General features: G+C 35.7%; 20 protein-coding genes, 2 pseudogenes and 1 other annotated feature. Of the genes and pseudogenes, 10 read left to right on the top strand and 12 right to left on the bottom strand.

Annotated elements, in window-relative coordinates; translation table 11 throughout:
* Positions 1–114: 114 nt before the first annotated feature.
* Positions 115–615, bottom strand: a complete 501-nt coding sequence (locus AM592_RS11580) for a hypothetical protein (RefSeq protein ID WP_053603931.1) — start codon at positions 613–615, stop codon at positions 115–117.
* A 1159-nt stretch (positions 616–1774) separates the two neighbouring features.
* On the opposite strand from AM592_RS11580, the gene AM592_RS24985 reads away from it, so the two are divergent.
* The 4 genes from AM592_RS24985 (at position 1775) to AM592_RS11560 (ending at position 4840) form a co-directional block, all read left to right on the top strand.
* Entirely contained in the window at positions 1775–1906 is a 132-nt protein-coding gene (locus AM592_RS24985; protein ID WP_264080123.1) for a hypothetical protein, read from the top strand.
* A 393-nt stretch (positions 1907–2299) separates the two neighbouring features.
* A complete protein-coding gene (locus AM592_RS11570) occupies positions 2300–3511 on the top strand; it encodes an MFS transporter (RefSeq protein WP_053603929.1) in 1212 nt (403 codons plus the stop codon).
* A gap of 121 nt (positions 3512–3632) precedes the next feature.
* The gene (locus AM592_RS11565) at positions 3633–4085 is read left to right on the top strand and encodes a MarR family winged helix-turn-helix transcriptional regulator (RefSeq protein WP_053603928.1); all 453 of its coding nucleotides are present in this window, start codon (positions 3633–3635) and stop codon (positions 4083–4085) included.
* Between the two features lie 134 nt (positions 4086–4219).
* Complete coding sequence (locus AM592_RS11560) at positions 4220–4840, top strand: alpha/beta hydrolase (protein WP_053603927.1); 621 nt, start codon at positions 4220–4222, stop codon at positions 4838–4840.
* 35 nt (positions 4841–4875) lie between these two features.
* Here the strand turns inward: AM592_RS11560 and AM592_RS11555 are convergent, their stop codons facing one another.
* The gene (locus AM592_RS11555) at positions 4876–5295 is read right to left on the bottom strand and encodes a VOC family protein (RefSeq protein ID WP_053603926.1); all 420 of its coding nucleotides are present in this window, start codon (positions 5293–5295) and stop codon (positions 4876–4878) included.
* Between the two features lie 286 nt (positions 5296–5581).
* On the opposite strand from AM592_RS11555, the gene wecB reads away from it, so the two are divergent.
* Together wecB and AM592_RS11545 are read left to right on the top strand one after the other, a co-directional pair.
* Positions 5582–6670 carry a non-hydrolyzing UDP-N-acetylglucosamine 2-epimerase gene (gene wecB / locus AM592_RS11550; RefSeq protein WP_053603925.1) on the top strand — a complete coding sequence of 363 codons (1089 nt, stop codon included), beginning with the start codon at positions 5582–5584 and terminating at the stop codon, positions 6668–6670.
* Positions 6663–6881 (top strand): annotated as a pseudogene (locus AM592_RS11545) (polysaccharide biosynthesis protein); the annotation flags it as partial. The gene wecB and the pseudogene AM592_RS11545, both read left to right, overlap by 8 nt.
* A 524-nt stretch (positions 6882–7405) precedes the next feature.
* On the opposite strand, the gene AM592_RS11540 reads toward AM592_RS11545, so the two are convergent.
* The 5 genes and pseudogenes from AM592_RS11540 to AM592_RS25145 all read right to left on the bottom strand — a co-directional run bounded on the left by AM592_RS11540 (position 7406) and on the right by AM592_RS25145 (position 10552).
* On the bottom strand, positions 7406–8296 hold the full coding sequence (locus AM592_RS11540; RefSeq protein ID WP_053603923.1) for an NAD-dependent epimerase/dehydratase family protein: 891 nt from the start codon (positions 8294–8296) through the stop codon (positions 7406–7408).
* Complete coding sequence (locus AM592_RS11535) at positions 8297–8692, bottom strand: Rossmann-fold NAD(P)-binding domain-containing protein (RefSeq protein ID WP_053603922.1); 396 nt, start codon at positions 8690–8692, stop codon at positions 8297–8299.
* A 25-nt stretch (positions 8693–8717) separates the two neighbouring features.
* Complete coding sequence (locus AM592_RS11530; RefSeq protein ID WP_053603921.1) at positions 8718–9707, bottom strand: polysaccharide biosynthesis protein; 990 nt, start codon at positions 9705–9707, stop codon at positions 8718–8720.
* A 126-nt stretch (positions 9708–9833) separates the two neighbouring features.
* Positions 9834–10157: pseudogene (locus AM592_RS25150) on the bottom strand (UDP-N-acetylglucosamine 2-epimerase).
* Between the two features lie 194 nt (positions 10158–10351).
* Complete coding sequence (locus AM592_RS25145; RefSeq protein WP_312883787.1) at positions 10352–10552, bottom strand: hypothetical protein; 201 nt, start codon at positions 10550–10552, stop codon at positions 10352–10354.
* A gap of 243 nt (positions 10553–10795) precedes the next feature.
* Between AM592_RS25145 and AM592_RS11520 the strand changes: the two genes are divergently transcribed.
* On the top strand, positions 10796–12010 hold the full coding sequence (locus AM592_RS11520; protein WP_053603920.1) for a glycosyltransferase family 4 protein: 1215 nt from the start codon (positions 10796–10798) through the stop codon (positions 12008–12010).
* 324 nt (positions 12011–12334) lie between these two features.
* On the opposite strand, the gene AM592_RS11515 is transcribed toward AM592_RS11520, so the two are convergent.
* Both AM592_RS11515 and AM592_RS11510 read right to left on the bottom strand, forming a co-directional pair.
* The gene (locus AM592_RS11515) at positions 12335–13102 is read right to left on the bottom strand and encodes a glycosyltransferase (RefSeq protein WP_053603919.1); all 768 of its coding nucleotides are present in this window, start codon (positions 13100–13102) and stop codon (positions 12335–12337) included.
* Positions 13103–13542: 440 nt separating this feature from the next.
* Positions 13543–14727: an IS256 family transposase gene (locus AM592_RS11510; protein ID WP_053603918.1), complete on the bottom strand. Its 1185-nt coding sequence runs from the start codon at positions 14725–14727 to the stop codon at positions 13543–13545.
* 180 nt (positions 14728–14907) lie between these two features.
* Here AM592_RS11510 and AM592_RS11505 point away from each other — a divergent pair, with 180 nt between their 5' ends.
* Positions 14908–15975 (top strand): glycosyltransferase family 4 protein, encoded by a 1068-nt coding sequence (locus tag AM592_RS11505; RefSeq protein ID WP_053603917.1) that lies wholly within the window; start codon positions 14908–14910, stop codon positions 15973–15975.
* Positions 15976–16185: 210 nt separating this feature from the next.
* On the opposite strand, the gene AM592_RS11500 is transcribed toward AM592_RS11505, so the two are convergent.
* From AM592_RS11500 to AM592_RS11490, 3 genes are all read right to left on the bottom strand, one after another.
* Positions 16186–17151, bottom strand: a complete 966-nt coding sequence (locus tag AM592_RS11500) for a hypothetical protein (RefSeq protein ID WP_053603916.1) — start codon at positions 17149–17151, stop codon at positions 16186–16188.
* A 948-nt stretch (positions 17152–18099) separates the two neighbouring features.
* Complete coding sequence (locus tag AM592_RS25140) at positions 18100–20184, bottom strand: glycosyltransferase (RefSeq protein WP_318773058.1); 2085 nt, start codon at positions 20182–20184, stop codon at positions 18100–18102.
* 419 nt (positions 20185–20603) lie between these two features.
* A complete protein-coding gene (locus AM592_RS11490) occupies positions 20604–21581 on the bottom strand; it encodes an aldo/keto reductase (RefSeq protein ID WP_053603915.1) in 978 nt (325 codons plus the stop codon).
* A 289-nt stretch (positions 21582–21870) separates the two neighbouring features.
* Here AM592_RS11490 and AM592_RS11485 point away from each other — a divergent pair, with 289 nt between their 5' ends.
* Positions 21871–22590 carry an AAA family ATPase gene (locus AM592_RS11485; protein ID WP_053603914.1) on the top strand — a complete coding sequence of 240 codons (720 nt, stop codon included), beginning with the start codon at positions 21871–21873 and terminating at the stop codon, positions 22588–22590.
* Between the two features lie 200 nt (positions 22591–22790).
* Positions 22791–23047, top strand: a binding site (T-box leader).
* A gap of 112 nt (positions 23048–23159) precedes the next feature.
* A complete protein-coding gene (locus AM592_RS11480) occupies positions 23160–23321 on the top strand; it encodes a tryptophan RNA-binding attenuation protein (protein WP_053603913.1) in 162 nt (53 codons plus the stop codon).

Below are 23321 nucleotides of genomic sequence, written 5' to 3'. Positions count from 1 at the left end.
ATAACAATTTATTACCGTTTCCTCTGAAACCACATACTTCGGTACTTGTGCGGGCCTCCGTCAATTCCTTTGATTTTCAACCTTGCGACCATACTGGAAAATTCTCATCCTGTTCTATGGTTGAAAAAACAGCACATTGACTCCGACTCGCATTACACATGGGTCGTCCCCGTTGTTATCAGTGAGCTGCATTGTGCAGACAATATCGTCACCCTCTACCCGGGTGTCGACCTGCAGTTGTCCCAGTGGCCGTTCACGCAAACCCATCTGTGGATTACCCAAATTCCCGTTAATGTAGCCACAGTTGATTTTGCTTATCCCGACAAAAGTCCAATTTGCCCCCGCTGGTCGATTTACACGCGCTCTCAGTGTTTCGGGGCGACCGGGCTTCAGATTATTGGTCCCGCCGAAGTGATCAAAATTGAAGTTGAGGATGGTGCCACCCAGAATTCGACCCTCTGTCGGTAACTCTTGCATACGACCTAAGGCCTCAGTTATTCCCGTAGTAGCTTGCATAGAAGAAGAGGTCGATTTAACTTCACCTGCAAACGTACTGTCTTGAAGCACTTGACCTGAAAACGTTTGTTCTTGAGATTCATTGAATATCTCTGTCATAATACACGCTCCTCATAGTTGAATAAATATCTTGCGGTGATAGTATGTCTCTTTTGTCTCTTCTCTATACATTGAACACGTTTGATTAGATTAATAGCTTCTTTTAAAGTAGAAATAGTGAAAGACTCATATAATTACCATCATTGAAAGTCGAATCTGGGGAGTTAAAAAAGCTCCTTTTTTATCCCATTCTCATGGAGGAAACAGCCATTTTACAACTCCAGTGAACATATCCATGAGTATTCATCATGAAGGTGGGGATTATTGAAGGATCACATGATGACAAGTGTTACAATGCTTGCTACGATTATTTAGTAAATCTCTATATGAAAGAGATGGAGCGCCAATGTGATAGTCATAAACAAAATGATTCTGAAATTAATAATTTGGGGACGCATGGGGACGAATTGGGGACGCAATTGTTCAGAAACACCCAAAAGCGCCCATTTTTAAACAGAATGACCATAAACAAAAACTGATAAAATAAGGTTTCGACCAAGAACGTCCGCTCCATTCAGAAGTACCTGTCTACACTGGCAGCGTAGAGGTCAGGGGTTCGATCCCCCTTGACTCCATCATTTGCATCAAAATAAAATGACACATTTTCTTGTAAATCAAGGAAATGTGTCATTTTTTATTAAAGAATTACACTAGTTTTCAATCAAGGTAATAATTGCAGCAGGACAAAAATCACTATTTATGAGTAAGATGATTGATGCATGAAAATCTTTACTTGGAATTTTAACCAGTATATAATAATACATAGTAATTCTATGTATAACAAATACTTCTAATTATAAAAAGGTGTCTAAAAATGAAACAAGTAATCTTTATTCTAATTTCTTTTGTAACAGTATGCTTGTTATTTATAGTCGCAATCGTAATGTTATACATGCCATTTATATACATGTTAAACGATTCATTTCCACGGTCTAACCACTTCATATTTTGAGGTGCAACTATTTAAATCTAATAAGGATATAGAGTATTGAGTGACCATTTGAACACGACTACAAAAAGAACAAAAAGCACTCGTAGATTAAAATGAGTGCTTTTTTCAATTCGTTGACATTATTCCCTAGATGTCCTACTGAAATATCAACAAATAGACCCCCTTTATTTTCACTAAATGGACGTAGTTATAATTAGTAAGGAGGAGATGAATATTAATCGTATTCAAAATGACTCATGTCAATTTTTACTTGATATTTTAGAGATATTAAAAGATAACGGCATTTTCACCGAAGAAGAAGCTGTAGAAAAAGAGAATGAGTTGAAGGAATTGAGATGATGCTTAGATCTCCTAGTCCTGCTAACCTCTTTTTCCCGTAGAGTGGTTCGTGTAGAATAAATTTTTTAGCGGGAGAAAACTAAACAAGACTCGGGAATTGAAACATCCGAATACAACCATAAAAAAAGCAGAAAAAAATAGAGAACCAACTAAAGAAGCACAACAGGATCACCGGAAGAGAGAAATATCTAAAAGAAAATCAACTTTAAAACAAAAAAAATTAAATCTCTAATCTATTTTTAACTCTTGCATTGCAAGAGTTATTTTTAATGTGCTTGAAGCTTCACTTTGTATTTTTCATCATAAAAATGGAAAAAATGTTATTGATGAAAGAACCGTTTTTCAAAATATTGAATTAGCGAAAAATATACGATAGAAAGAGAGGCTGAATCCATGTCAGCTGAACAGCGGAAAAGATTGACGATTTTGATGATTAATATGTTTATTGCGATAGGAAGCTTCGGCATTATTATTCCGATTCTGCCGGCTTATTTAGAGTCAATTCATCAGGGAGGGACTGCTGCCGGTTTGATGATCGCTATTTTTGCGGGAGCGCAGCTTGTCTTTTCGCCGATTGCCGGGAAATGGACAGATCAATATGGCCGGAGAAAGATGATTATTTTTGGACTTGCAGGGTTAACGCTGTCCATGTTTGTTTTTTATGCGGTTCATTCAATTTGGCTGCTTTACGCTTCCCGTGTCATCGGCGGAATTGGCGCAGCTCTGCTTATTCCGGCTATTTTTGCCTATATTGCTGATATCACTACGCTGGATCAACGAGCAAAAGGGAATAGCCTGATCTCTGCTGCTATGTCTCTTGGAATCGTTGTTGGACCCGGGATCGGCGGGTTTTTAGCCGGTTTTGGATTGAAAACGCCATTTCTCATTTCTGCTATTGTATCGCTTGCAGCCGTTATTTTCTCCGTCTTGCTTCTTAAAGAAAGCGAGCGAAATCTCACTGCTCCTGAGAATCAGATGGCAAAGGATGACGAATCTCTCGCAAGAAAAATGGTTCGTTCCGTAAAGATGCCGATTTTTATTCCGCTGATCATTACATTGGTGATGAGCTTCGGATTAATGGCATATGAGTCAGTCATTGGGTTGTTTGTCGACGATCAGTTTGGCGCAACGCCTCAGCAAATTGCGGTGATGATCACCGCTACCGGAATGATCAGTGTGATCGTTCAGCTTTTTGTTGTAGATCGCATTGTACATAGATACGGAGAAGGCTCTGTTTTAAATATCTTTTTAGGGGTAGCCGCAATTGGTTTCTTTCTTTCGATCGTTGCCAACAGCTATGTTTTATTTTTTGGAATCTCGCTTTTAATTTTTCTGGCAACCTCTATCCTACGACCGGTTTTGAATACGCTTATCTCAAAAATGGCTGGAAATGAACAAGGGTTTGCCATGGGTATGAACAATGCGTATATGAGTATAGGAAATGTGATGGGGCCGACATTTGCCGGAATGTTATACGATGTTCAAATTACGTTTCCGTTCATTTTAGGCCTTGCGCTCTTAGCTATGACGCTGCTCATAACAATTGTTTGGCAAAAACGATCATTAAAGCAAAAGGCGAAAAAAGTTGTTCCTGAACAAGTGTAAATTTTGTCCCTTATCAATGATGATAAGGGTTTTTTTCATAGTGGGTTATCTTGACTTTTCGCAATAAGTAAACTACAATTATTCCCACTTCGAAACTATTATCAAGGGAATGTTGTTCAGTATGGTTGTTGAAAAAACGAAAGAAGACGGAGATCTTTCTCTCAAGTTATTTGTTGTATTGACTCGGGCATTGCAATCCGTAAAAAAGCGTGTAGTAGAAGACATACGAACCTATGGACTGAATCCAACGGAGTTTGCTGTTCTTGAGTTGTTATACAGCAAAGGTGAACATCCGATCCAGAAAATCGGCGATAAAGTATTAATCGCAAGCAGCAGTATTACGTACGTCGTCGATAAGCTGGAAAATAAAAAACTTGTAGAGAGAAAAGCATGTCCGAAGGATCGCCGCACCACATATGCGGAAATAACGGCTGAAGGTAAAAAATTAATGGACGATATTTTCCCGAATCACAAAAATTCCATTCAAGAAATATTTGGCGGACTAACTGCGGATGAAAAAGAAGAAATGATTAAACAGTTGAAAAAATTAGGGTTTTACGCTCAGGGTCTGTAAAATGATCAGTGTGGGGGTATTTCACTGCCTCCACCATGGCTTTCGGTATATTTTTTTATAATAATATCTCGCATTCATAATAAATGAATACGAGATATATGGTTCAAAAAATTTAGAGTGAAAGGAGAATAACAATGAAACACATTTTCAGACAAGGAAAGGATCTGACAAAGCCAACGCTGCTTTTGCTGCATGGAACGGGAGGCGATGAAACTTCTCTTATACCACTTGCGGAAAGATTCTATGAAGATGCTTCTGTTTTAAGTGTACGGGGGAATGTTTCAGAAAACGGAATGCCACGATTCTTCCGGAGGATTGCAGAAGGAGTGTTTGACGAAGAGGATCTTATTTTTCGGACGAAGGAACTACATGAATTTCTCGACGAAGCAGCGGAAAAATATCAATTTGACCGGGAAAAATTGATTGCGATTGGTTATTCCAATGGAGCCAATATCGCAGCGAGCTTGTTGTTTCATTATCGTGATGCTCTAAAGGGAGCGATATTGCATCACCCAATGGTTCCAAGAAGAGGAATCGACCTGCCGGATCTTTCAGATAAGCAGGTGTTTATTGCTGCAGGTACGAATGATCCGTTATGTTCACCGCTGGAATCAAAGGAGCTCTTTTCGCTGCTCAAAAAGGCAAACGCTGAAGTGCAGCTCCATTGGGAAAATCATGGGCATCAACTGACGTTTGAAGAAGCAAACGCTGCAGCAGAGTGGTATAAAGCGGAAATTTTACCCGAAGACTTTTAGGGGCTGAATTTTTTTTCAGCCCCTATTTAGTTACATCACAAGTGGTTTGGGTAATCACAATATTCAATAATTGTGCCTTCTGTATCTGCAGGATTTAAATAGATCAAGCGCCTGCCGTGTTTGTTTATCCGCAAAGTATCTTCTAAAGTTCGGATTCCTTGTTTTTTCAGTTCATCTATCGCTGCATGAAGGTCATCGACTCGATAAGCAATATGATGAACGCCTTTGCCTTTCTGTCTTATGAATCGGGCAATGGGAGAAGTGGTGTTGTTGGTCGGTGCCAGAAGTTCAATTCTCTCCCCGCCTACTTCCATGATCGCGACCTCGCTTTCGACGCCTGTTGCTTCACTTATATAACGGTCAATCAATTTACCTGTTAATACGTTTTCGTAAAAGTGGATACTGTTTTCAATGTTTCGGACTGCAATGCCAATGTGATCAATTTTTTTATCCACATGAATCTCTCCTCGGCTAATGAATCATTCATATTTTAACATATCGAAATTTATATTCTTACATATGTGATACAAGAAAGAATAAGTCTCTTAAATCTATTTATGACTGCACGATAAACAATTGCCTCAAATCTAATGCTCCACTAAATTATTTTTTTTCTGACAAAGTGCAGGATGCTAGTCTAATCATTATTAACTCCTTCCCATATACTGATTGAGAGATTTATAGGAAAGGCGACTAAAATTAAAGCCTGTCTGGAAAAAAATCCAGTTTGGAGGTGCGGCTATGAAAATCATGACTATTTTAGGAACACGGCCAGAAATTATTCGTTTAAGCATCATTATAAGAAAACTCGATGAATTGTCAGATCAGCATATATTAGTTCATACCGGACAGAATTTCACAGAAACATTAAGCGATATTTTTTTCAAACAATTAAACGTAAGAAATCCCGATTATGTCTTGCTGGATCGGCAGCAAACTCTGGGAGAGCAGCTATCTACTATTTTCAGCCGGATAGAAAAGATTCTGAATGAAAACAAACCAGACAAAGTACTCGTTCTAGGAGATACAAATAGCGGCCTTAGTGCTCTCTTAGCTGAACGAATGGGCATTCCTGTTGTTCATTTGGAAGCTGGAAACCGATGTTTTGATCTGGAAGTACCTGAGGAAATCAACAGAAAAATCATTGATGCAATTTCAAGTTTTAACCTGCCATACACTCCGCAAAGCAAAGAAAATTTAGTTAAAGAAGGAATTCCGAGAAATCGAATTTTTGTATCTGGCAATCCAATTTACGAGGTGCTGGAACATTACAAAAACGAGATTCAAAAAAGTACGATTCTTACTAAGTTAAGTTTGCAAAAAGATGATTATTTTCTCGTTACAACCCATCGTGCTGAGAACGTTGACCATGAATCCCGTTTGCTTGAAATATTTAGTGGCATTAACAAAATTGCAGAAGCGTATAAAAAAAGAATTATTTGCAGCATTCATCCTCGGACAAAATCACGGCTGAATGACAAAGCGATTGACATTCATCCTTTAGTCGAGTTTCATGAACCGTTCGGATTTTTTGATTTTGTGAAGCTTGAGCAGAATGCGCTTTGTGTGCTAACAGACAGCGGAACAGTACAAGAAGAGTGCTGCTTGTTTCACGTTCCTACTGTCACTATTCGTAAAACGACAGAACGTCCTGAAACTGTGGAATGCGGAAGCAATATGGTTTCGGGAATCGATGCCGAAAACATAGCAAACTGTACGGAGGTAATGATCAATCAACCGAAAACTTGGGCAATACCAGATGGATATGATCGAAATGACGTTTCTGACAGAGTGATAAAACTAGTGCTAGGGGGCATAAAAGTTGTTTAAGAACAAGACGATTTTTGTGACAGGAGGTACTGGGTCTTGGGGGCATGAATTGGTCAAACAACTATTATCCTATGAACCAAAGGAAATTCGTATTTTCTCAAGAAATGAAACCAGCCAATTTTCAATGAAGCAGGAATTTGACAATAACCCTAAATTAAAATTTCTTATTGGAGATATTAAAGAAAAAGATCCATTTAAAAAGGCCACCAAAGATTTCAATCAATCTACCTGTTAAATAAAGTGAAATATGTAAAGAAGACATCGGATTCATTGCTCTCCGTGTGTAGGATGATGCTTTACTGTATTATTCTCTAAAAAAAGAATTTGATGATTTGGAGGGTTTGAAAAAAGGGATGACAAGTTGGACTCATGTAGATGCAGAAAATCTCCATAAAATTTTTGATATCCGTTTATTATTTCCATTTCAAACCATCTGCCAAAGATTCTTCATCTTTTCATGAATCACCATCCCTATAAAGTACAATTTGAACTATAATTTAATAAAAATGAAATACTTTATAAGTAGAATCCAAAAGGCAAAACCTTAATCATTTCTAGTAATGGGCAACAAAAGTTGAAAAAAGAATACTAAATGATGTAGTAACTCACAAAAATAAAAATTATATGAAAAAAATACAGACTGAAAATTTTAAGAAGTTTAGAAAAACTTTATTCTAATTCTTCAAACTTTTGAAAATAGTAATAATTCGATTATTTTCAAAAGTTTGAAGATTTTTAAAAGAAATTTCCTCTATGATAATTCAGAGAATCCCTTAAGCTCTGATTGAAAGTATATTGAGGCTCCCACCCTAACAACTTTATCGCTTTAATATCAATTCTTATAGGCTCTACACGTTGAAAAAAATCTGTTGTAATCATTAAATTAGTAGGGGTCAAATCCTTGAAGACCCTCACTACATCTACTAATGACTTGCTATTACCTGAAGCAATCGTATATGAATTATTTTTTTTGCCGTATTTAAAGATAGTATGATAGGCTTTGATTGCATCTCTCACATCTAGAAAGTCTCGTTGATCTAAAAGGTTATGAAAGTGAAATTCAATACTCGTAGAAGTTCTTTCATTTAAGGCGATTTTTTTTGCCAGCAGAGAACAGATACCATTGGAAGGACCTGGTCCAATTAAATTTGAGGGTCTAGCAATCATGATATTTAAATCAAACATTGTACTCCAACATGAAGATAAAAGTGTTTGTACATATTTAGAAAGGCCATATGGATGATTAGGTTTTGTTAGATAACAAGGATTGAAGTCTATTACGGATCCAACAACGATTATTTTTGCTTGAGGTGAATGAAGTCGCACTCCTTCAAGTAAGTTTAGTGTTCCATTTGCATTTGCCATAAAAGTAGGAATTGGTTTATCCCAAGAAACTCCACTGTGGTTTTGTCCCGCTAAATGCAAGACATAATGAGGTTTTATACTTTTAAGAGTTGCTTCTACCTCTTCATGATTCATTAGATCGCAAGACAAGAACTTGATTTTTTCTTCCTTAGGGGTATTTTTATGAACCATTCCATATACTTCGTATCCTTCCTTTAAGAAATACGCACACGCTTTAACACCTGTAAATCCCGCTGCACCTGTAATGAGGATCTTAATCATCTACCTATTCATCCAATCTTGTAGGGTTAAATGTGGTACTCGTATAACTTCTCCTAAAGCATTAAATTTAGAATGCATATTATACCAATCTGTTTGATCATCTTCTGTATTAGAACTTTTGTTACCAGAAAAAAGATAATCTATACTAATATGAATGTGTTTTCCACCAAAAGTGTCTAATACATCTACTAAAAAATGGAGTAATAAACTCTTAACTTTAATCGCATCAATTACATGTCTTTCTGCATTTTCATTTAAGAGCTCCCCTCTATTCAAAGCAATTTCAGGCTTATTCTCTAGTATATATTTATATTCTTTAACTTGATTAAGATCACTTGCATCTATGGCGACCCCTCCGTGATTACCTTCTTCTCTAATCAAGTAGTCTACGATCATCCTTGACCTCCCAGAATGAGGATATTCATTCTAGAAAACCTCCATCCTTTAGCATGGCTTTAATTTCTTCATAACTGATTATATTATCACTAGAACAATAAGTATCTAATTTTACTTGTGGATAAGCCTTATAATATTCTTTAAGACCCTCAATTGGAATTGTTGGGAGAATAACAAAGTACTCATTGTCATAGACAATCGTATTATGACTCTCAAACTCTGTTAACAGGATTTCATGAAGCTTTTCTCCAGGCCTGATACCAGATTCTTCTATTATTACTTCATCATCTGCATACTTATCAATTAATACTTGAGCTAAATCAAGTATCTTGCAGGTAGGCATCTTCATTACAAAGATTTCTCCACCATGACTTTCGTAAGTTGCCTTAAACAAAAGCTTAATTGCATCTTTTACCGTCAAGAAAAAACGGGTCATTTCTTTATCTGTAATTCCTATTTTAGAATAGTTTTTAATGTCATGTTTAAATACTGGAATAACACTTCCGTTTGTACCTAGTATATTCCCTCCACGGACACAAACAAATTTCGTTTTATCTGTTAAAACATTTGCATTAATAATAAGTTTCTCTCCCATTGCTTTTGTAATCCCATAAAAATTAGATGGATTTGCAGCTTTGTCTGTTGAAATATTAATAACTTTTTCTACTTCATTTACAATAGCTGCTTCAATAATATTTTGAGTACCAATGACATTCGTCTTTAATGCTTCTAGCGGTTGAGATTCGCACACAGGAACATGCTTCAATGCAGCAAGATGAAAGATATAATCTACGCCTTCACAAACCTCTATTACTGCTTCTTTGTCCCTTACATCTCCTATTACGAATTTAAGCTTTGGATTATTATTAAATTTCTGCTTCATTGTGACCTGACTCGTTTCATTCCTAGAAAAAATCCGAATTTCTTTTGGACCGTTGTACAATAATTGGTTAACCAATTCCTGTCCCCATGAGCCAGTTCCACCTGTTACCAAGATCGTTTTATTAGGAAACAATTTCAAAACCTCCTAAAGAATATTAATTACTTTATCAGTTACATTTAAATCTAAATACTCAGTTGGACAAACCCAATTGGTAGGTCTAGATATCATTTCTTTTACTCCATCAATGATGTTTCTTTCTTATAATCCCGATATAAAATTACTTCTACAATCCACTGTTTCGGGTCTTTCTGTTGTTTTTCTTACCGTCACAGTTGGTATATGAAAAATGCAGCATTCTTCTTGAAATGTTCCAATATCTGTAAAAACACAATGAGCATTTCCCCTAATTTTACAAAGTCAAAAAAAACCAAATGGTTCATGAAATTCGATTAAGTAACTAAGGGGAATGTCTTTTGCTTTATTTAGATTAGACTTTTTTCTAGGGTGAGTACTAAAGATGATCCTTTGTTTGTAGATATCTGCTAATGTGTTTAATGTATTGACGATGCTTTTTAAATGCATGGAGTTGTCTACATTTTCCGACCTATGAATGGTTACTAGAAAATAATTATTTTCCTGAGATTAAGGTTTTCTAAAATTCTGCTTTTTGTTATTTGTTTTTCATAATGAGTTAGTACTTCATAAATTGGATTCCCACAAATCGAAATTCTACTAGGAGTCATTCCTTCTCTCAGTAGATTTTTTTTCTGCTCACCTTAGGATTTTTGTTTAGTCGATAATATATAATACGGATTCCGAATCCCTAATTCCTCAAAAAGATTCCCGTACAAAGAATGAGTAAAAGTCTGTCCAGAGTGAATTAAGAGATGCTTTTCTGCTAATTCATTTAACTTCTTAATGATAAAGCTTAATCTAATAATTTCAGGTCTTGTTCCTACTACAGTTAATACCTTCATAAATCGCTCTCCTTACTCCCTTCTCTTTTATATGTTTATGGATTTAAGGAAGTTCTTGTCCTAGACATTTCACTATATTTTAAAAAAAGGCTATTGGCCACGTTAAAAATTTTGTTACATCTAAATTCTAAAATCATCATCTAATTAAAAAAAAAAGACAAAAGTCTAAGAAAAGATAAAGTCTATGAATATATTAATACTTAGAATAAGTATTGCATGTTTTAAGAAAGGGGAGATGTTACTATGAAAATTTTGCTAGCTACTTACTTTGTAGTACCTCATACAGGTGGAGTATGGAATTATATGGTGCAATTAAGAAAAGAGCTTGAGTCATTAGGCCATGAGGTTGACTTATTGGGTCAGGAACATAATTTTATTTATATAGTAAATAAAAATAGAAGAGTGGAAAAAGAAAAATTGATTCCATTAGTTAATGAAAGATTAAGTAAACATAAAGACCCATCAATTTTTTCTGATTCCTTTATTAAGAGATATGAATTTTTAAGGCATTTATATGAGATAGGTGTAAATCAAATAGGGTTACAACATTATGATCTAATTCATACACAGGATGTTATTTCTACAGCTGCTATTAATAAGATACGTCCTTTAGGAACCCCTCTAGTTGCAAGCCTACACGGAAGCGTAGCTCATGAATTGAAACACTTCCACATTAAAAAATCCCCAACTTCTCATTTAGCATGGAAATATTTTGATAATCTTGAGTTTGAGGGAGCAACAGCTGCTGAATGTACGATAGTAGCCAATTCATGGCTGAAAAAAAAATTAAATAATGAATATAAGGTTCCAAATGAACAGATAAAGGTACTCCATTATGGCTATGACACTATTACATTTCTTAAACGAACAAAAGCAGTGTCGCCTATAAAACCCCCAGTAAATAAAAAAGTTATTATTTACTCTGGCCGATTGGTTGAACTTAAAGGTATACAATATCTTTTGTCCTCTCTCCATCAATTGAAAAGTTTACGTAATGATTGGATTTGTTGGATTGTAGGAGATGGTTATATGATGGAATCTTTAAAGCTTAAAACTAATGAACTAGGTTTAGAAAAAGAAGTGATCTTTTGGGGTAATCGAGATGACGTACCTTATTTATTGACACTTAGTGATATTTTTATCCTTCCTAGCATTTTTGAAAACCAGCCGTTATCAGTAATTGAGGCACAAATTGCCGGAAAAGCTGCTATAGTTAGTGATGCAGGAGGATTACCAGATATGGTAAAGCATGGAGTGACAGGATTAATAACTAAAGCAGGAGATTCAAACAAACTATGTACTAATATAAATTATTTACTAGAACATGATGAATTTAGAAAAAAACTTGGTTCTAATGCACAACAGTGGGGGTTATCACATTGGTCCCAAGAAAAAGCTATTAAAAATCTTTTGGATGTATACCAAAGTTCTATATCCAAAAAGACAAATAAGAAATAGAGATATTAATTTTATAAAACTATTCAAATCTTTAAAAGTTAGTAGAGATTATCAGTTAATTCCAACAATACAAGAAGAATAAGATTATATAAAAGACCTGTCAAGGGATTCCAATTAGGAAAACTCCAAACGACAGGTTTAATTCATTACCATTATTAAATTTTTAGGAACATCAATTTATTAAAAGGCTATTCAAATTATTGTTAGTACATATGGTAACTGTGAAAATTAATTCAGGTTTAGCTTTATATACAATGGCGTCAAGTTAAGTTGATAGTTTTATTTTCATTCCCTATACTCTGCCCCTCATTCTTTTCCATATTATTAATAACCAAGTTCCAGACCGTGTACTTCCCTAAAATAGATAACTTCTTTTTCCATTTCTTCTTTAATACGTAGATTTGAGTTTAGAACTGGAATCGGCTTATGGATTGCTTCCGCTTCAGAAACCACAATTGTATTATTAATTCCAAGACGTTTTAAAAGAAGATAAAAAGCAGCATCGTCTCTTATATATAAAGATGGGATAACAATGTGATCTTTCAAAGCAGAACGACAAAATGCCAGACATCCCATCGGCCCCCACTCAGTCACATGATATTTAGATTTAACTTCTTTATTTTCTGAACGATACAATGTATTATTTTCAATTTTTAATGTTGAACCGGCATGTTGAATATCTCCTTTCGGTCCTCTGACTACACCTGTAAAGACGCAATGGTTCGGAAAGTAGTTCATTGCTTCTTCAACTTTCTCTAGCCATTTAGGTTTTAATTGCATATCATCATCTAAGGAAATTATTATATCGTGCTTCAGTTTTGCTTGTTCAAACATAAAATGCCTAGCACCGCCACATCCTATTTTTTTATTATTAAATTTTCGCAAGTCATTATATAAAACTAATTTAATATCATTTCTTTTCTGTTCATTAATTAGTTTGAGTAAGATAGCATGCAACGGCATAGCATGATCATTATAAATATAAAGATGAAATGGGATAGTAATGTCTTTGCAAAGATTTTTAATCACCCAGTAAAGTACGTTTTCTCTACCTGATGTGGTTGTTATCATAATGCCAACTGAACGATTCATTAGTACACTCCTTTAACTAGCATTGTATTTTCATTTCAATCAAGACCAGGATCATTATAGTTATCTATCTTAAATTTTCAGATTAATGTTTTAGTGTTTTAAAGTTTTACAGGGGTTATGATTTAAACTGATTCTTAGAATATGATGATCTATAGTACCAAATTTAAAATTCAAAACACCTCCTCCTTTTTAATTTCATTGATCTGTTTTTTCATTACCCGGTTTCAATTTGTTAACCTTGAGAGTCTCTATTTAATATATTTAAAAGCAAGTTTCATTGTTTGGATTCTTGGAAACAAATTTCGTACACGTACATATATTAAAATATGTTTTTGTATTGATAACTCATTATCAATAAATAAAAGCTTTTAATATATCAATGTGGGACCGTCAATAATTTTGTGTAAATACTAGAAATCCTTTTCTTAATAGATAGCTGGTTATTCTTTCGATTTGAACATAGTTGCGAGCTCCGCACGAGCTTGATTAAAACCAATATGACAACGTGTGGCGAAGCGTTGGTTGTAGTCTTCAAACTGTGAAACAAGGAATCGTTCCATTGCTTCTTCATTAGGGAATTGTTCTTTGCGTTTTGTATATTTCTTGATCTGTTTATTAAACGACTCAATTAAATTCGTTGAATAAATGCTTCTCCAAATCGATTTAGGAAAGCTGTAAAACGTGAAGATATAAGAATTTTCACTGAGTGACTTCGTCACTTTTGGATACGCTGATCGCCATTTGTCACAGAATGCATTCAATGCTTCTCGTCCTGCTTCTGCACTTTCAGCACGATAAATCGATTTAAAGTCATCGCAAATTTTCGGACGGTCATTTACACGTACCTTATGGGCAATATTACGGGCTAAATGAACACAGCACGTTTGATAATTGGCATCTGGATACACACTGAAGATACTATCTGTAATACCTTTTAAGCCGTCCGAAATAAAGAGCAGGATTTCTTCTACACCACGATCTTTCAAATCGAGCAGAAGTTCTTTCCACACAAAGGCAGACTCTGTTGGAGCTATCGTGTAGGATAATACTTCTTTTGAACCGTCTTCTCGAATGCCTACGGCAAGATACACGGCTTCTTTGGATACCGTTTCACGTTTTACCGCGATATATGTAGCGTCTAAGTACACGCAAACATAGTGGGAATGAAGGGATCGCTGGCTAAACGCCTCAACTTGTTCTGTCATCACTTTTGTCATGTTTGAAATCGTTTGTGGAGTGTAATGATGCCCGTACATTTTCTCGATCAAACTCGAGATTTCTACCATCGTTACACCTTTTTGGAACATATGAATGACGAAGGCTTCAAGCGTATCATTTGAACGTTTGTATGGCTGAACGGTCCGTTGTCTAAATTCAACGTTGCGATCACGAGGAATCGAGATCTGAAGATCGCCATATTCTGTGTGGAGTGTTCGAGAGTATGTACCATTACGGGAATTACCAGAGTTAAAACCAAGACGATCATATTTTTCATAGTCTAGAAAAGCTGTTAGTTCCGTTGCCAGCAGCGTATTTACAGTTGCTTCTAAATGCGAACGAAAAATCTCTGTAATGTCTTCTTTTTTTACTAGAGCTTGGACGATATCTGATGTAAACTGATTCATAGGGAAGACCTCTTTTCTGTGAATTTTGTGTGGTAACTCAATTTTACTAGAAAAGGTCTTCCTTTTTATATTTACACAAAATATTTTACGCTCTCATCAATGTTAGCTTATTTCAATAATAAAGCAGAAAAGAGATATCAAAATCACAAAACTAGGAAAGTTTTTGACGGAGGGTTATTCATGAAAATTTTATTTGTTTTTTATCTGCCTAGCGGGGGAATTGAGACACTAAATCGCCAACGTCAAGCAGCTCTAAAAAATATTCAATGTGAGTTTCTTTACTATCGAAATGACAAAAAATTTATTAATGATCATCAAGCCCCGGTCTATATTACGAATGAAGACAGCAAGATTAGAAATATTTTATCTAATGGAAAGTACGATGCAGTTATTATCGCTTCGGACTATTTAACAATGCCTCGATTTAGAAAATTGGGTTTTAATGGAAAGTTTATATACGAACTTCAAGGTGGAGTTAAAGAACAAGCAAAGCATATGTTAACACATGCTAAGCCGGTTATATCTAGATATGCAAATGGATTATTAAACCCAAGAACACCTTATATTACAGATTTATTTAATGAACTTTTCCCTAATACTCCTAAATTCGGTTTTAATAATTGTATAGATTATACTCAGTATGCCTACAAGAAATTCCCTTTGCACCCTAACCCTATAATTGCTTGGATTGGACGAATTGAAGATAATAAGAATTGGAAGGAATTTTTATTAATTGGGAAAAAGTTAATTGAAGAGAATCCTAAAACAGAACTATACATGTTTGAAGATCCAACTCTTTCTAATCCGAAAGAGCGCAAACAATTTGAGGAAATGAAAAATACATTAAATTTAAATAAAAACTTAAGTTTGTATGCTAATGTTCCCAATAAGTATATGAGAAACTATTTCTCAATAATTGGGGATTCGGGTGGATTTTTATGTATTACTTCTAAAGCAGAAGGGGCACCTTATTCACCATTAGAGGCAATGTGTAGTCGTTGTCCTGTTCTCACTACAGACTGCTATGGTGTTCGTACTTCTGTGATTCATAACCAAACCGGAAAATACTATAAAATTGGTCAAATAGATGACGCGTTTAAACAAGCTAAAGATCTCATGACAAATTCAACTTTAAGAGAACAGATAAGACTTAAGGCTTTAAATCATGTACAGACTAATTTCAGTTTAGAACGTTATAATTCGAATTTTACTAATATGCTTGATTTATTAGGGATTAATAAAAGCTAAAACTATACTTTCAAGACATTGCAATTCCTTTTTATGGAATGTGAATAGGAGACAGAAAAAAGTAGTGACTAAAAAAATCTTGGCATCACGATATAAAAATGAGAGATCTATACTAGCAACTTTACGGAGGGGTTAGGGGCATGCTAGTAGACAAAAATTTAATGATGGAAGTAGTGTCCCATTCCCTGCTTCCATCATCAACTTCATAATCTAATTGATTGAATATATTGCATTTAAATCGTAATCTTCCAAATTTATTTCCCAAAGCAATTTTTGATTAACGATATCAAAACATGCTAATCTTGTTGGCATATGACCGTATTGACCTTTCCAAGTAATTGTTCCATCCGGCTTAAATTCTCTTGAGGGTCTTACCCTTGAAAAACCGACCAATATTTTTTCTTCATTTAATGGTCTTATTCCTCTACAATACCCTATCTTCATATTATGGTTTGATATTTTAACGAGATCGATTTCCTTTTCCACTTTAAGTGTATTTGCATTAACAATTACAACTCTTCCGTCTATTTGAGTAAAGTAGATTTTATTATTATAAACAATTCCGTCATGAATCCACTCTCTTCCGATTGAGATTTTTTTATTTGAATCAGTTAAGCACACTGCATCTTTTTGTAAACATCTAGTAACCCAAATATCTCCGTTAATTTCAAAAGCAAAATTAGGATGTGATTCATGAGGTTTTGTTGAAGGTACTTTTCGATAATCAATAGAATTATTAAATCTTTCCCACGGTTGATTTCCTAAAACATTCCAACAATTAATAACTTTTCCTTTTGGAGAAAGTTCGATTACCATATCTAATCCTGTATTCACAACTAGAATATTCCCATTAGTTCTAGGCTTTACATGGTGTATATCATTAAACATAGGAAGTGAGATATAATTTTCTATTTTGAAATTTTTTTCATTGTATACTAATACCTCAGTATGAGTCCCAACAAATAGTTTTTGATTTGATAGAGTAGCAGCCGTAAAAGAGATTGATGCATTATTATCCGGACAAACTGCTGGTGGAGAATTATATTCAACTGCCTTGTTAATTTTATGTTTATGGTTTGCTAATTCAAGTTCTAAAACAATTGCTTTATCATATAATTCCCAATTATTCAATATTTTAGGTTTTAGTTTAGCGCCGACTAAATAAAATTTCATCATTCTCCATCACCCTCTGTTTATTTTTTTCAAACATTAACGATCAAAAGAATCAAGTCTTATGCAGCTTTTCATAATGATTTAGCATTTTCAAGAGTTCTTAAAAAAAGCATGTCATTAATATTATTGAATTACACTTTACACCCCTTTCTATGAAACCACTTTTTTTCTTTTATATACTATGTCCAAACTTCTCTCAATGATATAGGCAAGCTCTAATATTAATAATATTGATTGGAACGCCCTCTACATTTTTGTCCATAAGGCATATAATATATAGATTAAATAGACAGAGGGATATTGCACTTCGTATTGGAGATATATTAAACTACTACCAATAAAGAATAAGAGATTTTTGTCATAAAAATTCCGGCATGCAGATTCTTCGACTTATAGCGGAAGTCTCTTAATTAAAGCATTAAATGAAAAGAATGTTGAAATTGAGGTATTAGGTGTTCGTTCGCAGGAAAAATTCATAAATTGCTTCCTTACAAAATATGAAAACAATACCTTGATTGCTTATGATCAAAGAATATTTCAACATATTTCCTACTATTAATATTAATGGCATCAAATAATAAGTATGTAACATTTAGAAGTTTACAAATTTATTGAGATGTTACGTGAAAGTCAGCTTCATTATATGACCTGCTGAAAGTCATTCAACGTGTGTATGCGAAAAACGATGTAAATATCAGTCGCGATCAAGCTCTTATACTTGATCGTACAATAAAAAACACGAGAACCGATTTTCTTTATACCCTTCCACCTTATCGGTAGATGCTGTTAGAATTAAAAGAATGGGTGAAAATCAATAGGGCAATAGAATAACCTGTTAATTACAGATGCAGGGAGGCCTTCTAGTTAAGTGACATTCTCACTTATTATCGGGAAGCTATGTAAAATGTCCGCCGCTAAGCGGGCGGCGGAATTTTTTCATGGCGGTGGAGGTTATATCTCAATTCCTAAGGAAATAAGCATTTCACTAAAATGAAGGCTGTATTGTTCCGGAGTGAAATTCGATTTTAAATGTATGATAGCTGTTGAAATGATATGTTCTCTTAATGGTTGATTTTCAATCAGTTCTTTAGCCTGTTGAAGCGCTTCAGGTATATTTCCTATCGTGTAATATTTTCCCGTTTGATTATGAATGATGGAGCTTCTGACCCCATCTGAATCCGTTGTTAATACAGGGCATCTGCAGCTTATTGCTTCAAGAATGGAATAAGGTGCCCCTTCAACCCTTGACGTTGAGCAAAGAAATCCTCCTGAATCGCCAATTATTGAGAAATACTCTGCCATACTTTGATGAGGAGCATTTGCAAATACTGTAATGTTATCAATTAAATTCAATCGTCCGATAAGCTGAAAGAACTCTTCTCTGTCTTTAGGTGTTGAAAACGAAGGATCCTCAAACATGTATAGCTGGATCTCAGGATTATAGTCATGAATAAGATGATGGCCAATTTGCAAAAATTCTTTCCAGTTTTTATTGTATTCTATCCGGCCGGTCCAGCCCACAATCGGCTGAAGAATTTTAGATTGCGGTTGATAAGAAAACGTTTTTGTATCAAAGCTATTGTTAAACGAAAACTTAGGAATTTCCAGAAATAATTCGTTAAAGATTTGCATAATGTGAGGTGTTTTCGGATTCAGCAGACCATTCCCATATTTCGTAACGTAAGGGACGGCTTTTTCAAGTTCTGATCTGGCAAAATCCTTTGCTCCGTACCCCTGAACCTCTAAAATGAGTTTCCCTTTGTATCCCAAATTTCTAAATCTTGCGAGTGCCAAATAATCTGAGGTAATAACAATTGCTTCATATTTTCCTTTAGCTAATATCCTTTTGATCACCTCATCATCATTTGTAATGAATGTAGGGGCATGATGATCATTGATAAGTTCTCTCTCTTTTCGATAATAAAGAAAATGACAATTAATATTTTTCTTTTTAAAAGCGTGGCTTCTTTGTCGGTTTAAGGTTTCGACTCCTCCGCTTGGAACAAAAAAGACAAATAAGATATTTACGTGTTTCGTCTTAATCGGAACTAATGCTTTAGGCTTTGTTTTCAATTTGATGTCCGAACTGCTTTTCAAGTCGTTGCTCAGTTTGCCTTTTGAGCTGGTTTCCAAGCTGATGTCCGAATTGCTTTTCGGACTTCTTTCTAAGTCATTGTCCACACTGCTTTCCGAACTTCTGTCTCTGCTTCTTTCTAAGTCATTGTCCACACTGCTTTCCGAACTTCTGTCTCTGCTTCTTTCTAAGTCATTGTCCACACTGCTTTCCGAACTTCTGTCTCTGCTTCTTTCTAAGTCATTGTCCACACTGCTTTCCGAACTTCTGTCTCTGCTTCTTTCTAAGTCATTGTCCACACTGCTTTCCGAACTTCTGTCTCTGCTTCTTTCTAAGTCATTGTCCACACTGCTTTCCGAACTTCTGTCTCTGCTTCTTTCTAAGTCATTGTCCACACTGCTTTCCGAACTTCTGTCTCTGCTTCTTTCTAAGTCATTGTCCACACTGCTTTCCGAACTTCTGTCTCTGCTTCTTTCTAAGTCATTGTCCACACTGCTTTCCGAACTTCTGTCTCTGCTTCTTTCTAAGTCATTGTCCACACTGCTTTCCGAACTTCTGTCTCTGCTTCTTTCTAAGTCATTGTCCACACTGCTTTCCGAACTTCTGTCTCTGCTTCTTTCTAAGTCATTGTCCGCACTGCTTTCCGAACTTCTGTCCCTGATTCTTTCTAAACTGATCATACCGGCTAAAAGATAAAGTATGGCAGGCAAGAACCCGGCTCCGTATGAAATGATTCCTGTGAAAACAGCGCCAGCGATAAATAAAATGCCTGCCAATTTTGTTTTTTTATTCTCTTTTATGCTATATACGGCGGTTAATCCAAAGATCAAGCCAAAGAAAGCCGCTATCGTAATCGCCCACCCGCTGCCATCTAACCATAAGGTGAAAAATCCTAAAAGCAGCATCGCACTTGAACAGACAACACCGGAAATTCCTAAAGTCGTTTCATTTGCACGATTCACTCGTTTGATCCTCCTATAGGTAACGAAATAATTCAAATTGTAAGCTATAACAAATATATGTGACAGTCATGGAAATGTTATCAGCATTTTTTGGCTGAGCCATTTATTAATTTAATATGTTTGCCTAGACATATGTAAATAGTGATAGCCATTTTAGAATCAATCTAAAGAAATACCTTCCATTTTTGGACAAATTATTTATATCAAGAAAAAGGATGGATGAAATATGCCTGGGCTGATCAATAAGTAACAACTTGTGGTTGGAACGTATTATCTGCCGCTTTATAAGGAATTCCCGAGAACTATTTTTATAAATATTAATTTCTTTCTATGTATAATTGAGTGCGAATCCGGTACTTCTATTAGCTGAGTTGTCTCCTGTCACGCTCAGGCGTCTTGCTGTTCGTCTAGTAGGCTTTTTAAGGCAATTTAGCCCCTCTTGCGGAAACGTAAAGGGAATACCATTCCTCCCGTGTCATTAATTCAGACTGGCGTATTGCATCTCGGCAATTTCTGATGCGATCGGGATTTGTTGTACCGATAACGGGTTGAATTTTCGCTGGGTGCCGCATTAACCAGCCTAAAATAATCGCTTCAATCGATGTTTCTTTTTCAGAAGCCAACTTTTTTACTAACTCTTTCGTTTGTTTATCAGCCTCATTCATATTCTCAATTTCATTTCCTGAATATATTCCGTTTGCCAAAGGAGACCATCCTTGAATTTGGATATCATTTAGGATGCAGTGCTCGAGCAAGCCGTCTGAAAAGTGAGAGGCGGCACCTGATTCATGATTGACGAGGACACCATGGTCAACCCAGTCTAGCTTACGCAAGTTCATTTCAAGCTGATTTACGATGATTGGATCATTGCAGTACGCTTGAAGTAACTGGATTTGTGCTTTATTCATATTTGATACACCAAAATGGCGCACTTTTCCTGAAGATTTTAGCTGCTGAAAAGCCTCCGCGACTTCTTCTGGTTCCATTAGTGGATCGGGCCGGTGCAATAGCAATATATCTATGTATTCAGTTTGCAGTCTTTGTAAAATTCTATCAACTGAAGTAAGAATATGCTCCTTTGAAAAATCATATCGGAATGGTCCGCCCTCATCTTCAAAACGAATGCCGCATTTGCTTTGAACGATGATTTGTTCTCTTAAGCCAGGCTTTGAGGCTAAAATATTTCCGAAGACCTCTTCCGCTTTCCCCATTCGATAAATGTCGGCATGGTCGAACATTGTGATACCAGCTGCAAGTGCTGCGTCGATTGCTTGTTCTGCCTTAACGATATCTTCATTTGAGATTGGACTTGAGTCCCAATTTCCTCCAAATCCCATGCATCCTAAAACGAGTCGGTTATCGGTTATCTCACGCTTTTTCAATGTTGTTATTTTCATGAACTAGTTTCCTCCTTACCTTTTCTAATTAAGAATTAGTTGATGATATGCTTATTTAAACAAAATTCGCTAATTAATAGTTTACTTAATCCTTGAAGGGATTTCCATTATAGAATAATATGATTTAAGTGTGATTATGGAACTTGTTATTGAGCAGGAGTATACATGAACGACAAATCTGAGCTGTTATTTCAGGTGGGCATGAAGAAGAAAGAGAGTTCCCGCAGGAAATCTCGAATCCTAGTATAGAGCTATGGCTCAGTAAAATATTAAGTTAGCAGGTGAAATCATGTTTTTAAAAAGAATTACCCTTCAACATGACAAAATCCCCTCCATGAATAACTATCCGTTTTCGATTCCTGCGATTCAAAATCTTAAACAATTAGATTTGAAAAAGAATGTGACTTTTTTTGTCGGGGAAAATGGTTCTGGAAAATCGACTTTGTTAGAAGCGATTGCTGATAAATGCGAATTTCATACTGCAGGCGGGGGACGGAACAATTTGTATGAGGTACATGCTTCTGAATCCGCACTTGGCGAGTTTATTCGTCTTTCCTGGTTGCCTAAAGTCACAAACGGCTTCTTTCTTCGTGCCGAATCTTTCTATCATTTTGCTTCTCACATTGATTCGGTCGATACGCAAGGTTTCAAAGATTATGGCGGCCGCTCATTGCATAAACAATCCCATGGAGAGTCATTTTTATCTTTATTTTTAAATCGTTTCAAAGGAAGAGCCATCTATCTTTTAGATGAGCCTGAGGCAGCATTATCACCTCAAAGACAGCTGGCTTTTCTAAAAATATTGCATGATCTGGTTTCAAATAATGAGTGCCAATTTATCATAGCCACCCATTCCCTAATTCTTTTAGGATACCCTTATGCATCGATCTTGAGTTTTGATGACGGGAAGATCAGAGAAGTTGACTATGAGATGACCGATCATTATCAAATAACAAAATATTATTTGCAAAATAGAGAAAAGCTATTAAAAGAGCTTTTAGAAGAGTAATAAAGCCTCTGATGCAATCAGATGCATAGTTCAGAGAGCTCCCGATACAAAACATCCATTATAAATATTGCTTTCTTTTGCTCGAACCTTCGAGGAAGGGATTGAGCTATTGGAACAGGCATGGTTTGAAAATAAAAAGGGAAAGAATGATTGACTTTAGAAATTTAGAGTATTATCATTTTTACAAATCAATTGATCGGATAACAATGCTTGAGGAAGAGGGAGTACGTATCAATGCGTAAGGCAAAGAGAGTCGGTGGCTGCTGAGAACCGAACCATACGCGATACGGAAATGGGCTTCTGAATTGCTTCGCTGAAACCATAACAGTAGGCGGCAGCCGGGATTCTCTCTCCGTTACTAAGAGAGAAGCATCGAAAGTGATTTTTTTCTGTGCTTTAAAGCGAATTGCTTTTTAGCAATTAATAAAGGTGGCACCGCGGAAACCTCGTCCTTTGAATGGATGGGGTTTTTTATTGTTTTTAAGGGGGTGATGGCCATGGATGATGGCTGGTGGCTTTTGAAGGAATTTGTTTTTAAAACGTAAACGATTTTAGAAAGGAGGATAAGTATGGTACTAGCAACAGACGATTTGGAAATCACTTGCCCGAGTTGTAAAGGGACTGGAGAAGGAGATGCCGCGCCGTGTGAGAAATGCTCAGGGAAGGGAGTAATACTGACGGGGCAGGGAAATACGCTGCTTCACTTTATTAAAAAACATTTGAATGAATAG

Source organism: Bacillus gobiensis, from assembly GCF_001278705.1.
In the GTDB taxonomy this organism is placed as follows: Bacteria; Bacillota; Bacilli; order Bacillales; family Bacillaceae; genus Bacillus; species Bacillus gobiensis.
This window is presented reverse-complemented; position numbering and strand designations above follow the sequence as displayed.